Below are 16,408 nucleotides of genomic sequence, written 5' to 3' on the forward strand. Positions count from 1 at the left end.
CAACATAGAAAAAAGACAATCATGAGGAAGTGTGGGACATGGGAAATTCTTTTTACCGCGATACTTGGGCTGAAATCGATTTAGATGCAATATACAGCAACGTGAAATCAATGAAAAATCATATAGGCGAAAACACGCAGCTGATTGCGGTTGTGAAGGCCAATGCTTATGGTCACGGAGATGTAGAAGTGGCAAAAACGGCTCTTGAAGCAGGTGCTGAAATGCTTGCAGTCGCGTTTTTAGATGAAGCGGTCGTGCTGCGCGAAGCGGGGGTAGATGTGCCGATCCTGGTGATGGGTGCTTCCAGGCCGGCAGATGTGAAGATCGCCATTGATCAGCGCATTATTTTGACAGCTCCTTCTCTTGAATGGCTGACGGAAGCTGAAAAGAATGTTCAAAAAGGATTATTATCTGTTCATCTAAAAATTGATACCGGAATGGGCCGTCTCGGTGTCCGGACAGAGGAAGAACTGCTTCAGGCATTTAAATTTGCAGAAGAAAAACCAAAAGTGAAAATAGAAGGTATCTTTACGCACTTTGCAACAGCAGATGAACTGGATACTGCTTATTTCAGCAAGCAGTACGACGTATTCACCGCAATGGCGCAAAAAGCAGCTGATTATGATGGAGTTATGATCCACTGCGGCAACAGTGCAACGGGACTCCGTTTTCCTGAAAAATTAGTTCACGCTGTGAGACTGGGAATCTCTATGTACGGTCTAAGTCCTTCAATGGAAATAAAACCTGAACTGCCCTATGAACTGAAAGAAGCTTTTTCCCTTCATTCAAGGCTTGTTCATGTGAAAAAAATCAGCAAAGGCGACAAAGTAAGCTACGGGGCCACATACACAGCTGAGAAAGATGAATGGATAGGGACGATTCCGATTGGATATGCAGATGGATGGGTGCGCCGTCTAAAAGAATCAGAAGTTCTGATTGATGGTGAAAGAATGCCGATTGTTGGAAGGATCTGCATGGATCAATGTATGATTAAGCTTTCATCCTTTAAAGAAACAGGGACAAAGGTAACGTTAATCGGCAGGCAAAAAGAAGATTTTATTTCTGTGGATGAAGTGGCAGAAAGACTGGATACAATCAACTATGAAGTGCCTTGTACAATAACTTTGCGCGTTCCCCGTATGTTTTTGAAAAATAAGAGTATAATTGAAGTGAGAAACTCTCTTTTTTGCGGCGTAAAAAAGCTTGCGGATCGCCCGTAAAAGAAGAAGGCATGAATAAAAATGCTTATGTAAAGCAGATAATAGTGTTGAATTATTAGAAAATAACTTTGCTTCTTGCATTGATAGTGTTATTATTGTATGTGGAATGGAATAATAGGTGTGTAAGTTTGGTGGAGGTGTATGTTTGTGTCTGAATCCAGCGCAACAACAGAAATCTTAATTCGTTTACCGCAAGCATTAGTCTCGGAATTAGACGGACTTGTCAAACAAGAGAATGGGAACCGAAGCGAGTTAATTTATCAAGCAACAAAGATGTATATCCGCGAGCGTAAGAAACGCCAAATACGCGAGTCGATGAGACGTGGATACATGGAGATGGCTAAGATTAACTTAAACATTGCTTCCGAAGCATTTCAAGCTGAATCAGAGGCTGACCACACCGTTGAACGCTTAGTAAGCGGGGGTTAATCCTTTGATTGTCAAACGCGGCGACGTTTATTTTGCTGATTTATCACCCGTTGTTGGCTCTGAGCAAGGGGGCGTCCGTCCAGTGCTGATCATCCAAAATGATATCGGAAACAGGTTCAGTCCAACGGTCATCATAGCAGCTATTACTGCTCAAATTCAAAAGGCGAAATTGCCTACTCATGTAGAAATTGATTCCAAGCGTTATGGGTTTGAACGTGATTCTGTTATACTGTTAGAGCAGATTCGTACGATTGATAAACAGAGATTGACTGATAAGATTACACACTTAGATGATGAAATGATGGATAAAGTGGACGAAGCTCTGCAAATAAGCTTAGGACTCATTGATTTTTAAAACTAAAAAAAGTTATTTTTAGGAAGTTGCTTAATGGGAGCAACTTTTTTTTATTTTATTGGCATAAATCGGTATAATGTAAAGTGGAATAACTTGTTCACTTTATTATCCGTACGAGAAGAGGGGGATAACTGGCACATGAAAGATGCATCTAATCCAGTACTCGATTTTGTTCTGGCTCATCAAAATGAGGTCCTGAATGAATGGAAAGACAGTCTGAAAGATCTTGGAGATCAGAAGTACTCTAACATCCTTTCAGATCAAGTATATTTAAATACTTGCAATGAATATCTTCAAATCTTAATCAGCTATATGAAAAACCCGGGAAGCGACCTGACTGAAAAGGTTTCTGACTATGCTCACAGGGTCGTTCAATTAGGCTGGAGCTTAAAATATATATCTGAAGGATTAAAAGAGCTGTCCTTAATTATCTTTACAAAAATGACGGACGGCCTTCCAGAAGCTGAAAAAATGAAAATTGTGTGGGAGTTTGACAAGTCGCTTTCCCCAATTAATAATGAGTTAATTCATCAATATGCAGAATCATGGGAGCGGACAGTTTTTCTGCAAAAGATTGCCCTGCAGGAATTATCGGCACCGCTCATTCCGATTTTTGAAAATATTACAATTATGCCATTAGTTGGTACAATTGATACAGAAAGAGCAAAGCAAATCATGGAGAACCTGCTTACAGGTGTTGTGAAGCACCGCGTGCAAGTGGTTTTAATTGATATAACAGGTGTGCCGGTTGTGGACACAATGGTTGCGCATCATATTATTCAGGCATCAGAAGCTGTCCGCTTAGTAGGAGCAAAATGCCTGATTGTGGGAATCAGACCTGAGATTGCTCAGACAATTGTGAACCTTGGCATCGATTTAAGCCAGGTAATCACGAAGAACAGCCTTCAAAAAGGAATGGAAGCTGCACTTGAAATGACGAATCGACAAATAGTAGAAATGGGGGATTCGCAATGAGAACTCCAAGAATACCGATTTTAAAACTTCATAATTGTCTGCTTGTATCCATTCAGTGGGAACTTGATGATCAGACTGCCCTGCAATTTCAGGAAGATCTTCTTCATAAAATCCATGAGACGGGCGCAAGCGGTGTTGTCATAGATTTAACCTCCGTAGATGTCATTGATTCTTTTATCGCCAAGGTTTTAGGTGATGTTATCGGCATGTCGAAATTAATGGGAGCTAAAGTTGTTTTAACAGGCATTCAGCCTGCGGTAGCAATCACCCTCATTGAGCTTGGCATTCACCTTGCTGATGTACAAACCGCGCTTGACCTGGAAAAAGGACTTGAAACATTACAACAGGAGCTGGGGGAATAAGCATGGATAACCAATCCTGTGTAAAAATCATTACGGAGTGGGACATTGTTGCTGCACGGCAGCTTGGACGCAATGTTGCAAAAGAACTCGGGTTTGGTACTGTAGACCAAGCGAGGATTACAACAGCTATTTCCGAATTAGCCCGTAATATATATTTGTATGCTGGACAAGGTCAAATTTGCATTGAGCAGATCAGCGAATTCAGTAAAAAAGGTTTAAAAATAATAGCCATTGATAACGGACCAGGAATACCAGATATCCGAAAAGTGATGGAAGACGGCTTTTCAACATCTGGTGGGTTAGGAGCCGGATTGCCTGGAGTAAAACGCCTGATGGATGAATTCAGCATTAATACCGTTTTGGAAGAGGGAACGGATATCCAAGCAGTCAAATGGCTTCGCTAGGGGGAAGCTAGATGGATTTTAAGGAAGTCATTGAATCGAAATATCAGGAAATACTAAGTCGTTATATGCAAGAATTAACAGAAACGGCTTTGTACCAGGGGCAAAAGTTCAGCAGAAAAGCGATTGAGGAACAAGTACCCCCTGAGGAAATTATCAGTCTTCACCGTAAAGTTCTTCAAGGTTTATTTCCTGATGTAGATCAAGATGTTTTACACTCTTTGGACTTTCTATTAGAGGTCATGATGGGGTATGGACTGGCCTATCAGGAGCATCAAAGCCTGCGGGATAAGCAGGAGGAGATAAAATCTGAGATTCAAGTAGCCTTGAATGTTCAGCAAATGCTTTTAGAAACGTCAGTGCCAACAGTTCCAAATCTTGATATTGGTGCAATCAGTGTTCCTGCAAAACATATGAACGGGGATTACTATCATTTTGTTTATGATGAAGAAAGCGTAAGTATTGCCATAGCGGATGTGATTGGGAAAGGAATTCCCGCTGCGCTCTGTATGTCCATGATCAAATATGCAATGGACAGCTTGCCGGAATCCCGTAAATCTCCAAGCCGTGTTCTTGAAAATCTGAACAGGGTTGTTGAGCATAACGTAGACCCGAGCATGTTCATTACAATGTTTTACGGTATGTATGATACGGATACTCATGAGTTTGTCTATGGATCAGCGGGCCACGAGCCTGGATTTTATTACAGTGCTAAGGAGGACCGTTTTCATGATATGAACACAAAAGGTCTGGTCCTTGGTATTGATCAATCCATAAAATACAAGCAATACAGCAGAATCGTGGAAAAAGGCGATATGATTGTTTTACTTTCCGATGGTGTAACCGAGTCGAAAACAAATGAAGAAGAATTCATTGAACGTGAATTTATTACGGACCTCATTAAAAAATACAGTGATTTGAATGCTCAGGGTATTGTAGATAATATATATAAAGACTTTTTGCAGATGCAGGACTTTGAACTGCGTGATGATTTTACGCTAATTATTTTAAAGCGCGAGGTTTAACTTGTAAAAAAAGTGGGTATTTGTTTTACTAGCTTACAAGTAAACTTACTGGGGTGATATTGATGAATTTAAATATAAATGTTAATCGATCAGAGGAACATATTCAAATAGATTTAGCTGGAGAAATTGATGCTTACACTGCACCGAAATTAAGAGAAGAACTAATGCCGCTTGCAGAAGAGGGAAAACCTGTCATGATCGTAAGCCTTAAGGATGTCTCTTACATGGACAGTACAGGGCTTGGCGCATTCGTTGGTTTGCTTAAAGCCGTTAGGAAACATGATGGCGATTTAAAACTTGTTAATTTATCCGCTCGTTTGGAAAGACTATTCAACATAACGGGTCTAAGTGATATTATTGACATTTCTTCTAAATCAGAAGGTGGGGTTCGATGAAACAGTTAGTGGATTACATCGAGGTGAAAATACCTGCTAAACCGGAATTTGTCGGCATTGTCCGATTGACTCTTTCTGGTATCGCTAGCAGAATGGGTTACTCTTATGATGAAATTGAAGATTTAAAAATTGCGATCAGTGAAGCATGCACAAATGCTGTGCAGCACGCTTATGAGAAAATCGAAGGCGGAGAAGTCATGATCGGCTTTGGTCTTTACGATGACCGTCTTGAAGTAATGGTGTCAGACAGCGGTCAAAGCTTCAATTTTGAACAAAAGAAAAACGAACTGGGTCCTTATTCTGCTGCAAACCCTGTTGACCAACTTCCAGAAGGAGGGTTGGGGCTCTACTTGATGGAAACGCTTATGGATGAAGTTCATGTACAGATCGATTCCGGCGTTACCGTCTTTATGACAAAGTATTTAAACAGGGAGCGAGTAGAACATGACACAACCATCCAAAACTACGAAGCGAACTAAAGAAGAAATAAATGAATTGATTTTCGATTTTCAGCACAACCAAAATGAAGATGCGCAGCTTTTTCTTGTCGAATATTACAGCGGGCTAGTTGAAACACTGGCTAAGAAATATTCAAGAGGCAAAAGCTTTCATGAAGACTTAAAGCAGGTGGGCATGATTGGCTTGCTTGGGGCGATCCGCCGCTATGATCCTGAATTCGGAAAAACGTTTGAAGCCTTTGCCATTCCGACTGTCATCGGTGAGATCAAGCGATTCCTGCGCGATAAAACATGGAGTGTTCATGTTCCCAGAAGAATTAAAGAGCTTGGACCTAAAATAAAAATGGCTGTAGATGAATTAACAAATTCCCTTCAGCGCTCACCGCTTGTTCACGAAATAGCAGACTACCTTGAGGTGACAGAGGAAGAAGTGCTTGAGACGATGGAGATGGGCAAAAGCTATCAGGCTTTATCTGTCGATCATTCGATTGAGGCTGATTCCGACGGCAGCACAGTGACAATTCTTGATATAGTAGGCTCAAAAGAAGAAGGATACGAGCAAGTGAATCAAAAGCTTATGCTTGAAAGTGTTCTTCACGTTCTGTCTGACCGTGAAAAAGAAATTATTCATCACACATATATTTTAAATAAGAGTCAAAAGGAAGCGGGAGAAATTCTTGGGATTTCTCAAATGCATGTATCTAGACTTCAAAGAAGAGCGATTACGAAGTTAAAAGAAGCACTTTCGGCTGACTTATCAATGGAGCATCATTAATGATTCAAATTGAAGAAAACAATCGTGTCTATGCATATGCTTATCAAATGCAAAAAGAAGGTAAAACTTTATGCGGGGACAGTTTCTTAATTAAAGCAACTGAAGACTATTTCATATGTGCTGTCGCAGATGGTCTTGGCAGCGGTGAACGAGCTTATGAATCGTCTTCTGCCATTAAAGAAGTCGTTGAGGAATTTCATGCAGAGGACGTTGGACTGCTGATCGAGAAATCAAATGAAGTATTAAAAAATAAACGCGGAGCAACTGCTGCTATTTTTAAAGCGTATTTTAAACAGAATCAATTAACATTCAGTTCTGTTGGAAATATCCGATTTGTCCTCTATTCTCCTTCAGGCAAGTTTGTCTATCCTCTTCCTGTTCTGGGCTATATGTCAGGTAAACCTCAGAAATTCCGTGTTCAATCCTTTCCATACGAAATTGGAGCAAAATTCATTATCCATTCAGATGGACTTAACATTCCTGCTGTAAAATCACTGCTTAAGGACTACCGGACAATTGAAGATATTTCAAATCAGCTTGAGCCTTATACTAAGTCAAGGCAGGATGATTTAACATACGTAGTCGGTCAGCTATTCTAGTTGACGGCTTTTTTTATTTTGATCATTTTTTAAAGTTCGTGTCTTTTGGTAAAATGTTTCTAAGTCTTTATTTTGGGGAGGTAAAAGAATGGCAGAGAAGACAGAGCGCATTATGAAAACAATCAGTGCGGATTTATCCATTACATATAAACAGGTATCGAATGTTATAGCTTTATTAGAAGATGGCAACACAGTTCCTTTCATTGCAAGATACAGAAAAGAACAGACAGGTGCATTAGATGAGGTGCAAATCCGTGATATCTCGGAAAAGTGGCAATATACGCAAAACCTGGAATCAAGAAAGGAAGAAGTCATCCGTTTAATTGATGAACAGGGAAAGCTTACAGAAGAGCTTAAAAGAGAAATAGAAAATGCATTAAAACTTCAAAAGGTAGAAGACCTCTATCGTCCATATAAACAAAAACGAAGAACCAAAGCAACGGTTGCCAAAGAGAGAGGATTAGAACCTCTTGCAGAGTGGATAAAGGGACAGCCTTATAAAGGGCCACTCAAGGAAAAAGCGCTCGAGTATGTAAACGATGACCAGGAGGTTTTGACTGCAGAAGATGCAATCGAAGGGGCAAAGGACATTTTAGCTGAGTGGATTTCAGATGAACCTTCCTATCGTCAGTGGATTCGTGAGCAAACCTTCAGAAAAGGAAAAATCATCACATCTTCAAAGGATGAAGAAAAAGATGAGAAGAAAGTGTATGAAATGTACTATGAGTACGAAGAGCCGATTCAAAAGGTTGTCCCGCATCGGGTCCTTGCTATGAATCGCGGGGAAAAAGAAGGAATCCTGAAAGTAACCATTCAGGCTCCGGCAGATCAGATCACTGCCCACATTCAAAGAAATGAACTGAAAAATCAGCGCACAGTGGTGAAGGATGTATATATTGAAGCAATTGAGGATGCCTATAAACGATTAATTCAGCCATCAATTGAACGTGAAATCAGAAAAGAATTAATGGAGAAAGCGGATGATCGTGCGATTCATATTTTCTCTGAAAATCTGCGTAACCTTTTGCTTCAGCCGCCATTGAAAGGGCGTGTCGTATTAGGGATTGACCCTGCGTTCCGGACGGGATGTAAGCTTGCAGCTGTCGATGAAACCGGAAAAGTCCTTGAAATAGGTGTCATCTACCCTCATCCTCCGGTCAATAAAGCTAAAGAAGCAAAACAAAAATTAATCAATGTGATTAAAAAAAATAACATCGAGCTTATTGCGATTGGGAACGGAACGGCTTCAAGAGAGACAGAACAATTTGTTGCAGATCTCATTGATGAACTAAAATCAGATCTTGCCTATATCATCGTTAATGAAGCGGGGGCAAGTGTTTATTCTGCATCTGACCTTGCCCGCGAGGAATTTCCTGAGTTCCAAGTGGAAGAGCGAAGTGCAGTTTCCATCGCAAGAAGATTGCAGGATCCGCTTGCAGAGCTAGTTAAAATTGATCCTAAATCAGTAGGAGTAGGACAATACCAGCATGACGTCACACAGAAGAAGTTAAATGATTCTCTGACTTTCGTTGTTGAAACAGTTGTTAACCAAGTAGGAGTGAATGTCAACACAGCATCATCATCACTCCTGCAATATGTAGCCGGCTTGAGCAAAGCTGTTGCGGTCAACATTGTGAAGCAGCGGGATGAAATCGGAAAGTTCCAGGACAGGAAGCAATTAAAGATAATACCTAGACTTGGGGCAAAAACGTTTGAACAATGCATAGGTTTCCTGAGAATACCTGACGGAAAACATCCGCTTGATTCCACAGGCATTCATCCTGAGAGCTACAAAGAGGTTGAAGAGCTCCTTAAAATGCTCGGACTAACCCTGAATGATGTCGGAACGGAGCAGCTAAGAGAAAAAATAGCGGGTATTCACATGAAAGAAACCGCAGAAGCTATTGATCTTGGAGAGCTTACACTGAAAGATATTTGCGATTCTTTAGTTAGACCCGGACGCGACCCTCGTGATGAAATTGCCAAGCCGCTGCTTAAAAAGGGTGTCTTGAAACTCGAGGACCTTCAAACAGGTATGGAACTTCAGGGCACTGTGCGCAATGTTGTGGATTTTGGCGCGTTTGTTGACATCGGCGTAAAACAGGACGGGCTCGTTCATATTTCAAAGCTTAGAAACTCTTTTGTCAAACATCCTCTCGATGTAGTTTCCGTAGGTGACGTTGTTACGGTTTGGGTGGATTCTGTAGATGCACATAAAGGCCGTGTTGCCTTGACGATGATAAACAGTTAACGAAAAACACTGCTTACGGACAGTGTTTAAGTAGCTGCATATTTTAAATATAGAGTTCTGGAACCTTAAAAGGCGTTTTGGCTAAATGATTGCTCATTTTGGCTAATAAATCCCGAAAATCAGCTATAAAAGATGAAGTTTTCGCTAATAAAAGTCCGTTTTCCGCTAAATGAACTTTAAAAAAACCCAACACTGCTCAAGAGCAGTGTTTTTTTCTATAGAAATACCAGCATTGATTCAGCATTTTTATTTGATACCGATCCTTTTCATAAAAAGCACGCTGCATTTGATTTTTTAACCATGAAGGCATTGCTCGTTCCTCCTTGTTGTTTATAATGGAGTATGTGTATTACTTACTATATGCGGGCGCAAGATGTCCTGTTCGGAGATACAAACTATGCGGGGTGTAACCGATGAATGAAACAGAGCTTCAGGAACTGACAGAATCTATTTCAAAAACTTACTTTCACAAAAAGTTTCTGCATAAAGCTTTCTTTAACAGCCGGCTGCGGACAACAGGCGGCAGATACCTTTTAAAAAGCCATAACATTGAGATTAATCCTAAGTATTTAGCTCAAGGATTAGAAGAAGTAATTGGCATAATCAAACATGAACTTTGTCACTATCATCTTCATATAGAAGGCAGAGGATACAAACACCGTGATCCTGAATTTAGGGAGCTGCTTTCTAAGGTGGATGCGCCCAGATTCTGCAAACCTTTGCAGACGGCCGCCAGAATAAAGAAGACAATAGAGTATCAATGTACAGCCTGCATGTTCATTTACAAACGCCACAGAAGAATGGATACTTCCAAGTATGTATGTGGAAAGTGCGGCGGGAAAATAAAACTTGTTTCATAAATAAAAAAGGGGTTGACTCATTATACAAAGCTGTGATAAATTATAAAAGCCGTCGTAAGAGACGCAAATGAATAATAAAAATAAGGCTTGACAGCTTGTACGAATCTTCATATAATTAAAGAAGTCTGTCATGACTAATTATTCCGCAGTAGCTCAGTGGTAGAGCTATCGGCTGTTAACCGATCGGTCGTAGGTTCGAGTCCTACCTGCGGAGCCATATTATGGGGAAGTACTCAAGTGGCTGAAGAGGCGCCCCTGCTAAGGGTGTAGGTCGCGTAAGCGGCGCGAGGGTTCAAATCCCTCCTTCTCCGCCATTATTTTTTTTCTTTTGGCCCGTTGGTCAAGCGGTTAAGACACCGCCCTTTCACGGCGGTAACACGGGTTCGAATCCCGTACGGGTCATCGCTTTAAATGCATATAATAAATGATTGGGAGGATTAGCTCAGCTGGGAGAGCATCTGCCTTACAAGCAGAGGGTCGGCGGTTCGAGCCCGTCATCCTCCACCATCATATTTGGTCCCGTGGTGTAGCGGTTAACATGCCTGCCTGTCACGCAGGAGATCGCCGGTTCGATCCCGGTCGGGACCGCCATTTTATTGGGCTATAGCCAAGCGGTAAGGCAACGGACTTTGACTCCGTCATGCGCTGGTTCGAATCCAGCTAGCCCAGCCATTTGTATTTTAAATGCGAATATAACTAAGTGCCATTAGCTCAGTCGGCAGAGCACGACCGAGTAATCTTCGAAGCTTAGCTTCAGCACACAAATCGAGCCACTCCTTGAATAATCTTTCTGAGATTTGGGTGTCTTGCAAAACTGAAGAGTGTTTTCTTATTAAGTGCCATTAGCTCAGTCGGTAGAGCATCTGACTTTTAATCAGAGGGTCGAAGGTTCGAGTCCTTCATGGCACACCATTTTAACTAATGTATGCGGGTGTGGCGGAATTGGCAGACGCGCTAGACTTAGGATCTAGTGTCTTTGACGTGGGGGTTCGAGTCCCTTCACCCGCACCATACATTTTTTATCTTTTCGCGGTCGTGGCGGAATGGCAGACGCGCTAGGTTGAGGGCCTAGTGGGGGCAACCCCGTGGAAGTTCGACTCTTCTCGGCCGCACCAAAAGAGTTTTAAAAAACCTCAAAAAAGTTGTTGACAAAAAGAATGCAACTTGGTATTATATTTAAGTCGCTTCATTACATTAACAAGTGCGCCCGTAGCTCAATTGGATAGAGCGTTTGACTACGGATCAAAAGGTTATGGGTTCGACTCCTATCGGGCGCGCCATTCTATATATATAATGTGTCCGGGAAGTAGCTCAGCTTGGTAGAGCACTTGGTTTGGGACCAAGGGGTCGCAGGTTCGAATCCTGTCTTCCCGACCAGACAAATACTTTTCGCGGGTGTAGTTTAATGGTAAAACTCTAGCCTTCCAAGCTAATGTCGTGGGTTCGATTCCCATCACCCGCTCCAATTTTAAAAATGATCTTTGAAAACTAAACAAAACCAAAAGCGTACCAAACGTTTTAAATTTTTGAAGTCAGCAACAAATTGAGTCACAAATTTTCTTCGGAGAGTTTGATCCTGGCTCAGGACGAACGCTGGCGGCGTGCCTAATACATGCAAGTCGAGCGAACCTCTTCGGAGGTTAGCGGCGGACGGGTGAGTAACACGTGGGCAACCTGCCTGTAAGACTGGGATAACTCCGGGAAACCGGAGCTAATACCGGATAGTATCTTGAACCGCATGGTTCAAGTTGGAAAGACGGTTTCGGCTGTCACTTACAGATGGGCCCGCGGCGCATTAGCTAGTTGGTGAGGTAATGGCTCACCAAGGCAACGATGCGTAGCCGACCTGAGAGGGTGATCGGCCACACTGGGACTGAGACACGGCCCAGACTCCTACGGGAGGCAGCAGTAGGGAATCTTCCGCAATGGACGAAAGTCTGACGGAGCAACGCCGCGTGAGTGATGAAGGTTTTCGGATCGTAAAACTCTGTTGTTAGGGAAGAACAAGTGCGAGAGTAACTGCTCGCACCTTGACGGTACCTAACCAGAAAGCCACGGCTAACTACGTGCCAGCAGCCGCGGTAATACGTAGGTGGCAAGCGTTGTCCGGAATTATTGGGCGTAAAGCGCGCGCAGGCGGTTTCTTAAGTCTGATGTGAAAGCCCCCGGCTCAACCGGGGAGGGTCATTGGAAACTGGGAAACTTGAGTGCAGAAGAGGAGAGTGGAATTCCACGTGTAGCGGTGAAATGCGTAGAGATGTGGAGGAACACCAGTGGCGAAGGCGACTCTCTGGTCTGTAACTGACGCTGAGGCGCGAAAGCGTGGGGAGCGAACAGGATTAGATACCCTGGTAGTCCACGCCGTAAACGATGAGTGCTAAGTGTTAGAGGGTTTCCGCCCTTTAGTGCTGCAGCTAACGCATTAAGCACTCCGCCTGGGGAGTACGGTCGCAAGACTGAAACTCAAAGGAATTGACGGGGGCCCGCACAAGCGGTGGAGCATGTGGTTTAATTCGAAGCAACGCGAAGAACCTTACCAGGTCTTGACATCCTTTGCCACTTCTAGAGATAGAAGGTTCCCCTTCGGGGGACAAAGTGACAGGTGGTGCATGGTTGTCGTCAGCTCGTGTCGTGAGATGTTGGGTTAAGTCCCGCAACGAGCGCAACCCTTGATCTTAGTTGCCAGCATTCAGTTGGGCACTCTAAGGTGACTGCCGGTGACAAACCGGAGGAAGGTGGGGATGACGTCAAATCATCATGCCCCTTATGACCTGGGCTACACACGTGCTACAATGGATGGTACAAAGGGCTGCGAGACCGCGAGGTTTAGCCAATCCCATAAAACCATTCTCAGTTCGGATTGCAGGCTGCAACTCGCCTGCATGAAGCTGGAATCGCTAGTAATCGCGGATCAGCATGCCGCGGTGAATACGTTCCCGGGCCTTGTACACACCGCCCGTCACACCACGAGAGTTTGCAACACCCGAAGTCGGTGGGGTAACCGCAAGGAGCCAGCCGCCTAAGGTGGGGTAGATGATTGGGGTGAAGTCGTAACAAGGTAGCCGTATCGGAAGGTGCGGCTGGATCACCTCCTTTCTAAGGATATATGAGGACGCTTTTGGTTTTTTGTTTAGTTTTGAGAGATCATTCTCTCTATGATAGAAGACAAATCATCTGATTTGTCGGTTGTTCTTTGAAAACTAGATAACGTAATTGATAACAAGTAATTCACTGAGATTTACGCTTACCATAATTAGTGATTTTCTAGACATTTATGTCTAAACAAACAACGAAATGTGAAACGCATCTCATGATGCGATTGACCATTTAGGTTAAGTTATGAAGGGCGCACGGTGGATGCCTTGGCACTAGGAGCCGATGAAGGACGGACTAACACCGATATGCTTTGGGGAGCTGTAAGTAAGCTTTGATCCAGAGATTTCCGAATGGGGAAACCCACTGTTCGTAATGGAACAGTATCTTTATCTGAATACATAGGATAATGAAGGCAGACCCGGGGAACTGAAACATCTAAGTACCCGGAGGAAGAGAAAGCAAACGCGATTTCCCAAGTAGCGGCGAGCGAAACGGAATTAGCCCAAACCAAGAGGCTTGCCTCTTGGGGTTGTAGGACACTCTATACGGAGTTACAAAGGAACGGGGTAGATGAAGCGACCTGGAAAGGTCCGTCAGAGAAGGTAATAACCCTGTAGTCGAAACTTCGTTCCCTCCAGAGTGGATCCTGAGTACGGCGGGACACGAGAAATCCCGTCGGAAGCAGGGAGGACCATCTCCCAAGGCTAAATACTCCCTAGTGACCGATAGTGAACCAGTACCGTGAGGGAAAGGTGAAAAGCACCCCGGAAGGGGAGTGAAAAGATCCTGAAACCGTGTGCTTACAAGTAGTCAGAGCCCGTTAATGGGTGATGGCGTGCCTTTGTAGAATGAACCGGCGAGTTACGATCCCGTGCAAGGTTAAGTTGATGAGACGGAGCCGCAGCGAAAGCGAGTCTGAATAGGGCGTTTTAGTACGTGGTCGTAGACCCGAAACCAGGTGATCTACCCATGTCCAGGGTGAAGTTCAGGTAACACTGAATGGAGGCCCGAACCCACGCACGTTGAAAAGTGCGGGGATGAGGTGTGGGTAGCGGAGAAATTCCAATCGAACCTGGAGATAGCTGGTTCTCTCCGAAATAGCTTTAGGGCTAGCCTCAAGTATGAGAGTCTTGGAGGTAGAGCACTGATTGGACTAGGGGCCCTCATCGGGTTACCGAATTCAGTCAAACTCCGAATGCCAAAGACTTGCTCCTTGGGAGTCAGACTGCGAGTGATAAGATCCGTAGTCAAGAGGGAAACAGCCCAGACCACCAGCTAAGGTCCCAAAGTATACGTTAAGTGGAAAAGGATGTGGAGTTGCTTAGACAACCAGGATGTTGGCTTAGAAGCAGCCACCATTTAAAGAGTGCGTAATAGCTCACTGGTCGAGTGACTCTGCGCCGAAAATGTACCGGGGCTAAACGTATCACCGAAGCTGTGGACTGTTCTTACGAACAGTGGTAGGAGAGCGTTCTAAGGGCGTTGAAGCTAGACCGTAAGGACTGGTGGAGCGCTTAGAAGTGAGAATGCCGGTATGAGTAGCGAAAGAGGGGTGAGAATCCCCTCCACCGAATGCCTAAGGTTTCCTGAGGAAGGCTCGTCCGCTCAGGGTTAGTCGGGACCTAAGCCGAGGCCGAAAGGCGTAGGCGATGGACAACAGGTTGATATTCCTGTACCACCTCCTCACCATTTGAGCAATGGGGGGACGCAGGAGGATAGGGCAAGCGCGCTGTTGGATATGCGCGTCCAAGCAGTTAGGCTGAGAAGTAGGCAAATCCGCTTCTCATATAAGGCTGAGCTGTGATGGCGAGGGAAATTTAGTACCGAAGTTCCTGATTCCACACTGCCAAGAAAAGCCTCTAGCGAGGTGAGAGGTGCCCGTACCGCAAACCGACACAGGTAGGCGAGGAGAGAATCCTAAGGTGAGCGAGAGAACTCTCGTTAAGGAACTCGGCAAAATGACCCCGTAACTTCGGGAGAAGGGGTGCTTTTTAGGGTTCATAGCCCTGAAAAGCCGCAGTGAATAGGCCCAGGCGACTGTTTAGCAAAACACAGGTCTCTGCGAAGCCGTAAGGCGAAGTATAGGGGCTGACGCCTGCCCGGTGCTGGAAGGTTAAGAGGAGAGGTTAGCGCAAGCGAAGCTTTGAATTGAAGCCCCAGTAAACGGCGGCCGTAACTATAACGGTCCTAAGGTAGCGAAATTCCTTGTCGGGTAAGTTCCGACCCGCACGAAAGGCGTAACGATCTGGGCACTGTCTCAACGAGAGACTCGGTGAAATTATAGTACCTGTGAAGATGCAGGTTACCCGCGACAGGACGGAAAGACCCCGTGGAGCTTTACTGTAGCCTGATATTGAATTTTGGTACAGCTTGTACAGGATAGGTAGGAGCCTTGGAAGCCGGAGCGCCAGCTTCGGTGGAGGCATTGGTGGGATACTACCCTTGCTGTATTGAAATTCTAACCCACAGCCCTGATCGGGCTGGGAGACAGTGTCAGGTGGGCAGTTTGACTGGGGCGGTCGCCTCCTAAAATGTAACGGAGGCGCCCAAAGGTTCCCTCAGAATGGTTGGAAATCATTCGCAGAGTGTAAAGGCACAAGGGAGCTTGACTGCGAGACCTACAAGTCGAGCAGGGACGAAAGTCGGGCTTAGTGATCCGGTGGTTCCGCATGGAAGGGCCATCGCTCAACGGATAAAAGCTACCCCGGGGATAACAGGCTTATCTCCCCCAAGAGTCCACATCGACGGGGAGGTTTGGCACCTCGATGTCGGCTCATCGCATCCTGGGGCTGTAGTCGGTCCCAAGGGTTGGGCTGTTCGCCCATTAAAGCGGTACGCGAGCTGGGTTCAGAACGTCGTGAGACAGTTCGGTCCCTATCCGTCGTGGGCGCAGGAAATTTGAGAGGAGCTGTCCTTAGTACGAGAGGACCGGGATGGACGCACCGCTGGTGTACCAGTTGTCTTGCCAAAGGCATCGCTGGGTAGCTATGTGCGGAAGGGATAAGTGCTGAAAGCATCTAAGCATGAAGCCCCCCTCAAGATGAGATTTCCCATCACATTAGTGAGTAAGAACCCTGAAAGATGATCAGGTTGATAGGTCTGAGGTGGAAGCGCGGTGACGTGTGGAGCTGACAGATACTAATCGTTCGAGGACTTAACCACAGTCTAATATGTGTAAATGTAAGTGAATCTTGTTATCAAACGTTA

General features: G+C 44.5%; 14 protein-coding genes, 12 tRNA genes and 2 rRNA genes. 27 read left to right on the forward strand and 1 reads right to left on the reverse strand.

Going from position 1 to position 16,408, the window contains the following annotated elements:
• The first annotated feature begins 38 nt into the window (after positions 1-38).
• The 12 genes from alr (at position 39) to LIT25_01505 (ending at position 9,245) form a co-directional block, all read left to right on the forward strand.
• Positions 39-1,220, forward strand: a complete 1,182-nt coding sequence (gene alr, locus LIT25_01450) for an alanine racemase (GenBank protein USK34133.1) — start codon at positions 39-41, stop codon at positions 1,218-1,220.
• A gap of 147 nt (positions 1,221-1,367) precedes the next feature.
• Complete coding sequence (locus LIT25_01455) at positions 1,368-1,649, forward strand: antitoxin endoai (GenBank protein ID USK34134.1); 282 nt, start codon at positions 1,368-1,370, stop codon at positions 1,647-1,649.
• Between the two features lie 4 nt (positions 1,650-1,653).
• Entirely contained in the window at positions 1,654-2,004 is a 351-nt protein-coding gene (gene ndoA, locus LIT25_01460; GenBank protein USK34135.1) for a type II toxin-antitoxin system endoribonuclease NdoA, read from the forward strand.
• Between the two features lie 138 nt (positions 2,005-2,142).
• A complete protein-coding gene (locus LIT25_01465; GenBank protein ID USK34136.1) occupies positions 2,143-2,979 on the forward strand; it encodes an STAS domain-containing protein in 837 nt (278 codons plus the stop codon).
• Positions 2,976-3,341 (forward strand): STAS domain-containing protein, encoded by a 366-nt coding sequence (locus tag LIT25_01470; protein USK34137.1) that lies wholly within the window; start codon positions 2,976-2,978, stop codon positions 3,339-3,341. The genes LIT25_01465 and LIT25_01470 overlap by 4 nt, the downstream gene beginning before the upstream one ends.
• A 2-nt stretch (positions 3,342-3,343) precedes the next feature.
• Positions 3,344-3,745, forward strand: coding sequence for an anti-sigma regulatory factor (locus LIT25_01475; protein ID USK34138.1), 402 nt, complete (start codon positions 3,344-3,346; stop codon positions 3,743-3,745).
• Positions 3,746-3,756: 11 nt separating this feature from the next.
• Entirely contained in the window at positions 3,757-4,767 is a 1,011-nt protein-coding gene (locus tag LIT25_01480; GenBank protein ID USK34139.1) for a PP2C family protein-serine/threonine phosphatase, read from the forward strand.
• Between the two features lie 62 nt (positions 4,768-4,829).
• Positions 4,830-5,162, forward strand: coding sequence for an anti-sigma factor antagonist (locus LIT25_01485; protein USK34140.1), 333 nt, complete (start codon positions 4,830-4,832; stop codon positions 5,160-5,162).
• Positions 5,159-5,641: an anti-sigma B factor RsbW gene (rsbW, locus tag LIT25_01490; protein USK34141.1), complete on the forward strand. Its 483-nt coding sequence runs from the start codon at positions 5,159-5,161 to the stop codon at positions 5,639-5,641. The genes LIT25_01485 and rsbW overlap by 4 nt, the downstream gene beginning before the upstream one ends.
• Positions 5,607-6,395 carry an RNA polymerase sigma factor SigB gene (gene sigB / locus LIT25_01495; GenBank protein ID USK34142.1) on the forward strand — a complete coding sequence of 263 codons (789 nt, stop codon included), beginning with the start codon at positions 5,607-5,609 and terminating at the stop codon, positions 6,393-6,395. Before rsbW ends, sigB begins: the two co-directional genes overlap by 35 nt.
• Positions 6,395-6,994, forward strand: a complete 600-nt coding sequence (locus tag LIT25_01500) for a SpoIIE family protein phosphatase (protein USK34143.1) — start codon at positions 6,395-6,397, stop codon at positions 6,992-6,994. The genes sigB and LIT25_01500 overlap by 1 nt, the downstream gene beginning before the upstream one ends.
• Positions 6,995-7,082: 88 nt before the next feature.
• The gene (locus LIT25_01505) at positions 7,083-9,245 is read left to right on the forward strand and encodes an RNA-binding transcriptional accessory protein (GenBank protein ID USK34144.1); all 2,163 of its coding nucleotides are present in this window, start codon (positions 7,083-7,085) and stop codon (positions 9,243-9,245) included.
• Between the two features lie 196 nt (positions 9,246-9,441).
• Here LIT25_01505 and cmpA read toward each other — a convergent pair whose 3' ends face one another.
• Positions 9,442-9,555 carry a cortex morphogenetic protein CmpA gene (gene cmpA, locus LIT25_01510; protein USK34145.1) on the reverse strand — a complete coding sequence of 38 codons (114 nt, stop codon included), beginning with the start codon at positions 9,553-9,555 and terminating at the stop codon, positions 9,442-9,444.
• A gap of 103 nt (positions 9,556-9,658) precedes the next feature.
• Here cmpA and LIT25_01515 point away from each other — a divergent pair, with 103 nt between their 5' ends.
• The 15 genes from LIT25_01515 to LIT25_01585 all read left to right on the forward strand — a co-directional run bounded on the left by LIT25_01515 (position 9,659) and on the right by LIT25_01585 (position 16,363).
• Complete coding sequence (locus LIT25_01515; protein USK34146.1) at positions 9,659-10,105, forward strand: SprT family protein; 447 nt, start codon at positions 9,659-9,661, stop codon at positions 10,103-10,105.
• Between the two features lie 142 nt (positions 10,106-10,247).
• Positions 10,248-10,322: transfer RNA gene (locus LIT25_01520), tRNA-Asn, on the forward strand.
• A gap of 6 nt (positions 10,323-10,328) precedes the next feature.
• Positions 10,329-10,419: transfer RNA gene (locus LIT25_01525), tRNA-Ser, on the forward strand.
• A gap of 16 nt (positions 10,420-10,435) precedes the next feature.
• Positions 10,436-10,507, forward strand: a tRNA-Glu gene (locus tag LIT25_01530).
• A 29-nt stretch (positions 10,508-10,536) separates the two neighbouring features.
• Positions 10,537-10,612, forward strand: a tRNA-Val gene (locus LIT25_01535).
• 8 nt (positions 10,613-10,620) lie between these two features.
• Positions 10,621-10,696, forward strand: a tRNA-Asp gene (locus LIT25_01540).
• Between the two features lie 6 nt (positions 10,697-10,702).
• Positions 10,703-10,777 (forward strand) — tRNA-Gln (locus tag LIT25_01545).
• A gap of 164 nt (positions 10,778-10,941) precedes the next feature.
• Positions 10,942-11,017: transfer RNA gene (locus LIT25_01550), tRNA-Lys, on the forward strand.
• Positions 11,018-11,032: 15 nt separating this feature from the next.
• Positions 11,033-11,116 (forward strand) — tRNA-Leu (locus LIT25_01555).
• Between the two features lie 18 nt (positions 11,117-11,134).
• Positions 11,135-11,220, forward strand: a tRNA-Leu gene (locus LIT25_01560).
• 88 nt (positions 11,221-11,308) lie between these two features.
• A tRNA-Arg gene (locus LIT25_01565) sits at positions 11,309-11,385 on the forward strand.
• Positions 11,386-11,405: 20 nt separating this feature from the next.
• Positions 11,406-11,482 (forward strand) — tRNA-Pro (locus tag LIT25_01570).
• A 14-nt stretch (positions 11,483-11,496) separates the two neighbouring features.
• A tRNA-Gly gene (locus LIT25_01575) sits at positions 11,497-11,570 on the forward strand.
• Positions 11,571-11,663: 93 nt separating this feature from the next.
• Positions 11,664-13,201 (forward strand): 16S ribosomal RNA (locus tag LIT25_01580).
• Between the two features lie 234 nt (positions 13,202-13,435).
• Positions 13,436-16,363 (forward strand): 23S ribosomal RNA (locus LIT25_01585).
• Together the 16S and 23S rRNA genes with 12 tRNA genes alongside form the textbook arrangement of a ribosomal RNA operon.
• The last annotated feature ends 45 nt before the right edge of the window (positions 16,364-16,408 follow it).

This window comes from Bacillus sp. F19, assembly GCA_023823795.1.
GTDB lineage: Bacteria > Bacillota > Bacilli > Bacillales > Bacillaceae > Bacillus_P.

Excerpts from the sequence above, each read along its gene's own strand:
- cmpA (USK34145.1), bottom strand. The coding sequence starts at position 9,555 with ATGCCTTCATGGTTAAAAAATCAAATGCAGCGTGCTTTTTATGAAAAG.
- LIT25_01470 (USK34137.1), top strand. The coding sequence starts at position 2,976 with ATGAGAACTCCAAGAATACCGATTTTAAAACTTCATAATTGTCTGCTT.
- LIT25_01515 (USK34146.1), top strand. The coding sequence starts at position 9,659 with ATGAATGAAACAGAGCTTCAGGAACTGACAGAATCTATTTCAAAAACT.
- alr (USK34133.1), top strand. The coding sequence starts at position 39 with ATGGGAAATTCTTTTTACCGCGATACTTGGGCTGAAATCGATTTAGAT.
- LIT25_01465 (USK34136.1), top strand. The coding sequence starts at position 2,143 with ATGAAAGATGCATCTAATCCAGTACTCGATTTTGTTCTGGCTCATCAA.
- LIT25_01505 (USK34144.1), top strand. The coding sequence starts at position 7,083 with ATGGCAGAGAAGACAGAGCGCATTATGAAAACAATCAGTGCGGATTTA.
- rsbW (USK34141.1), top strand. The coding sequence starts at position 5,159 with ATGAAACAGTTAGTGGATTACATCGAGGTGAAAATACCTGCTAAACCG.
- LIT25_01475 (USK34138.1), top strand. The coding sequence starts at position 3,344 with ATGGATAACCAATCCTGTGTAAAAATCATTACGGAGTGGGACATTGTT.
- LIT25_01485 (USK34140.1), top strand. The coding sequence starts at position 4,830 with ATGAATTTAAATATAAATGTTAATCGATCAGAGGAACATATTCAAATA.
- LIT25_01480 (USK34139.1), top strand. The coding sequence starts at position 3,757 with ATGGATTTTAAGGAAGTCATTGAATCGAAATATCAGGAAATACTAAGT.
- sigB (USK34142.1), top strand. The coding sequence starts at position 5,607 with ATGACACAACCATCCAAAACTACGAAGCGAACTAAAGAAGAAATAAAT.
- LIT25_01500 (USK34143.1), top strand. The coding sequence starts at position 6,395 with ATGATTCAAATTGAAGAAAACAATCGTGTCTATGCATATGCTTATCAA.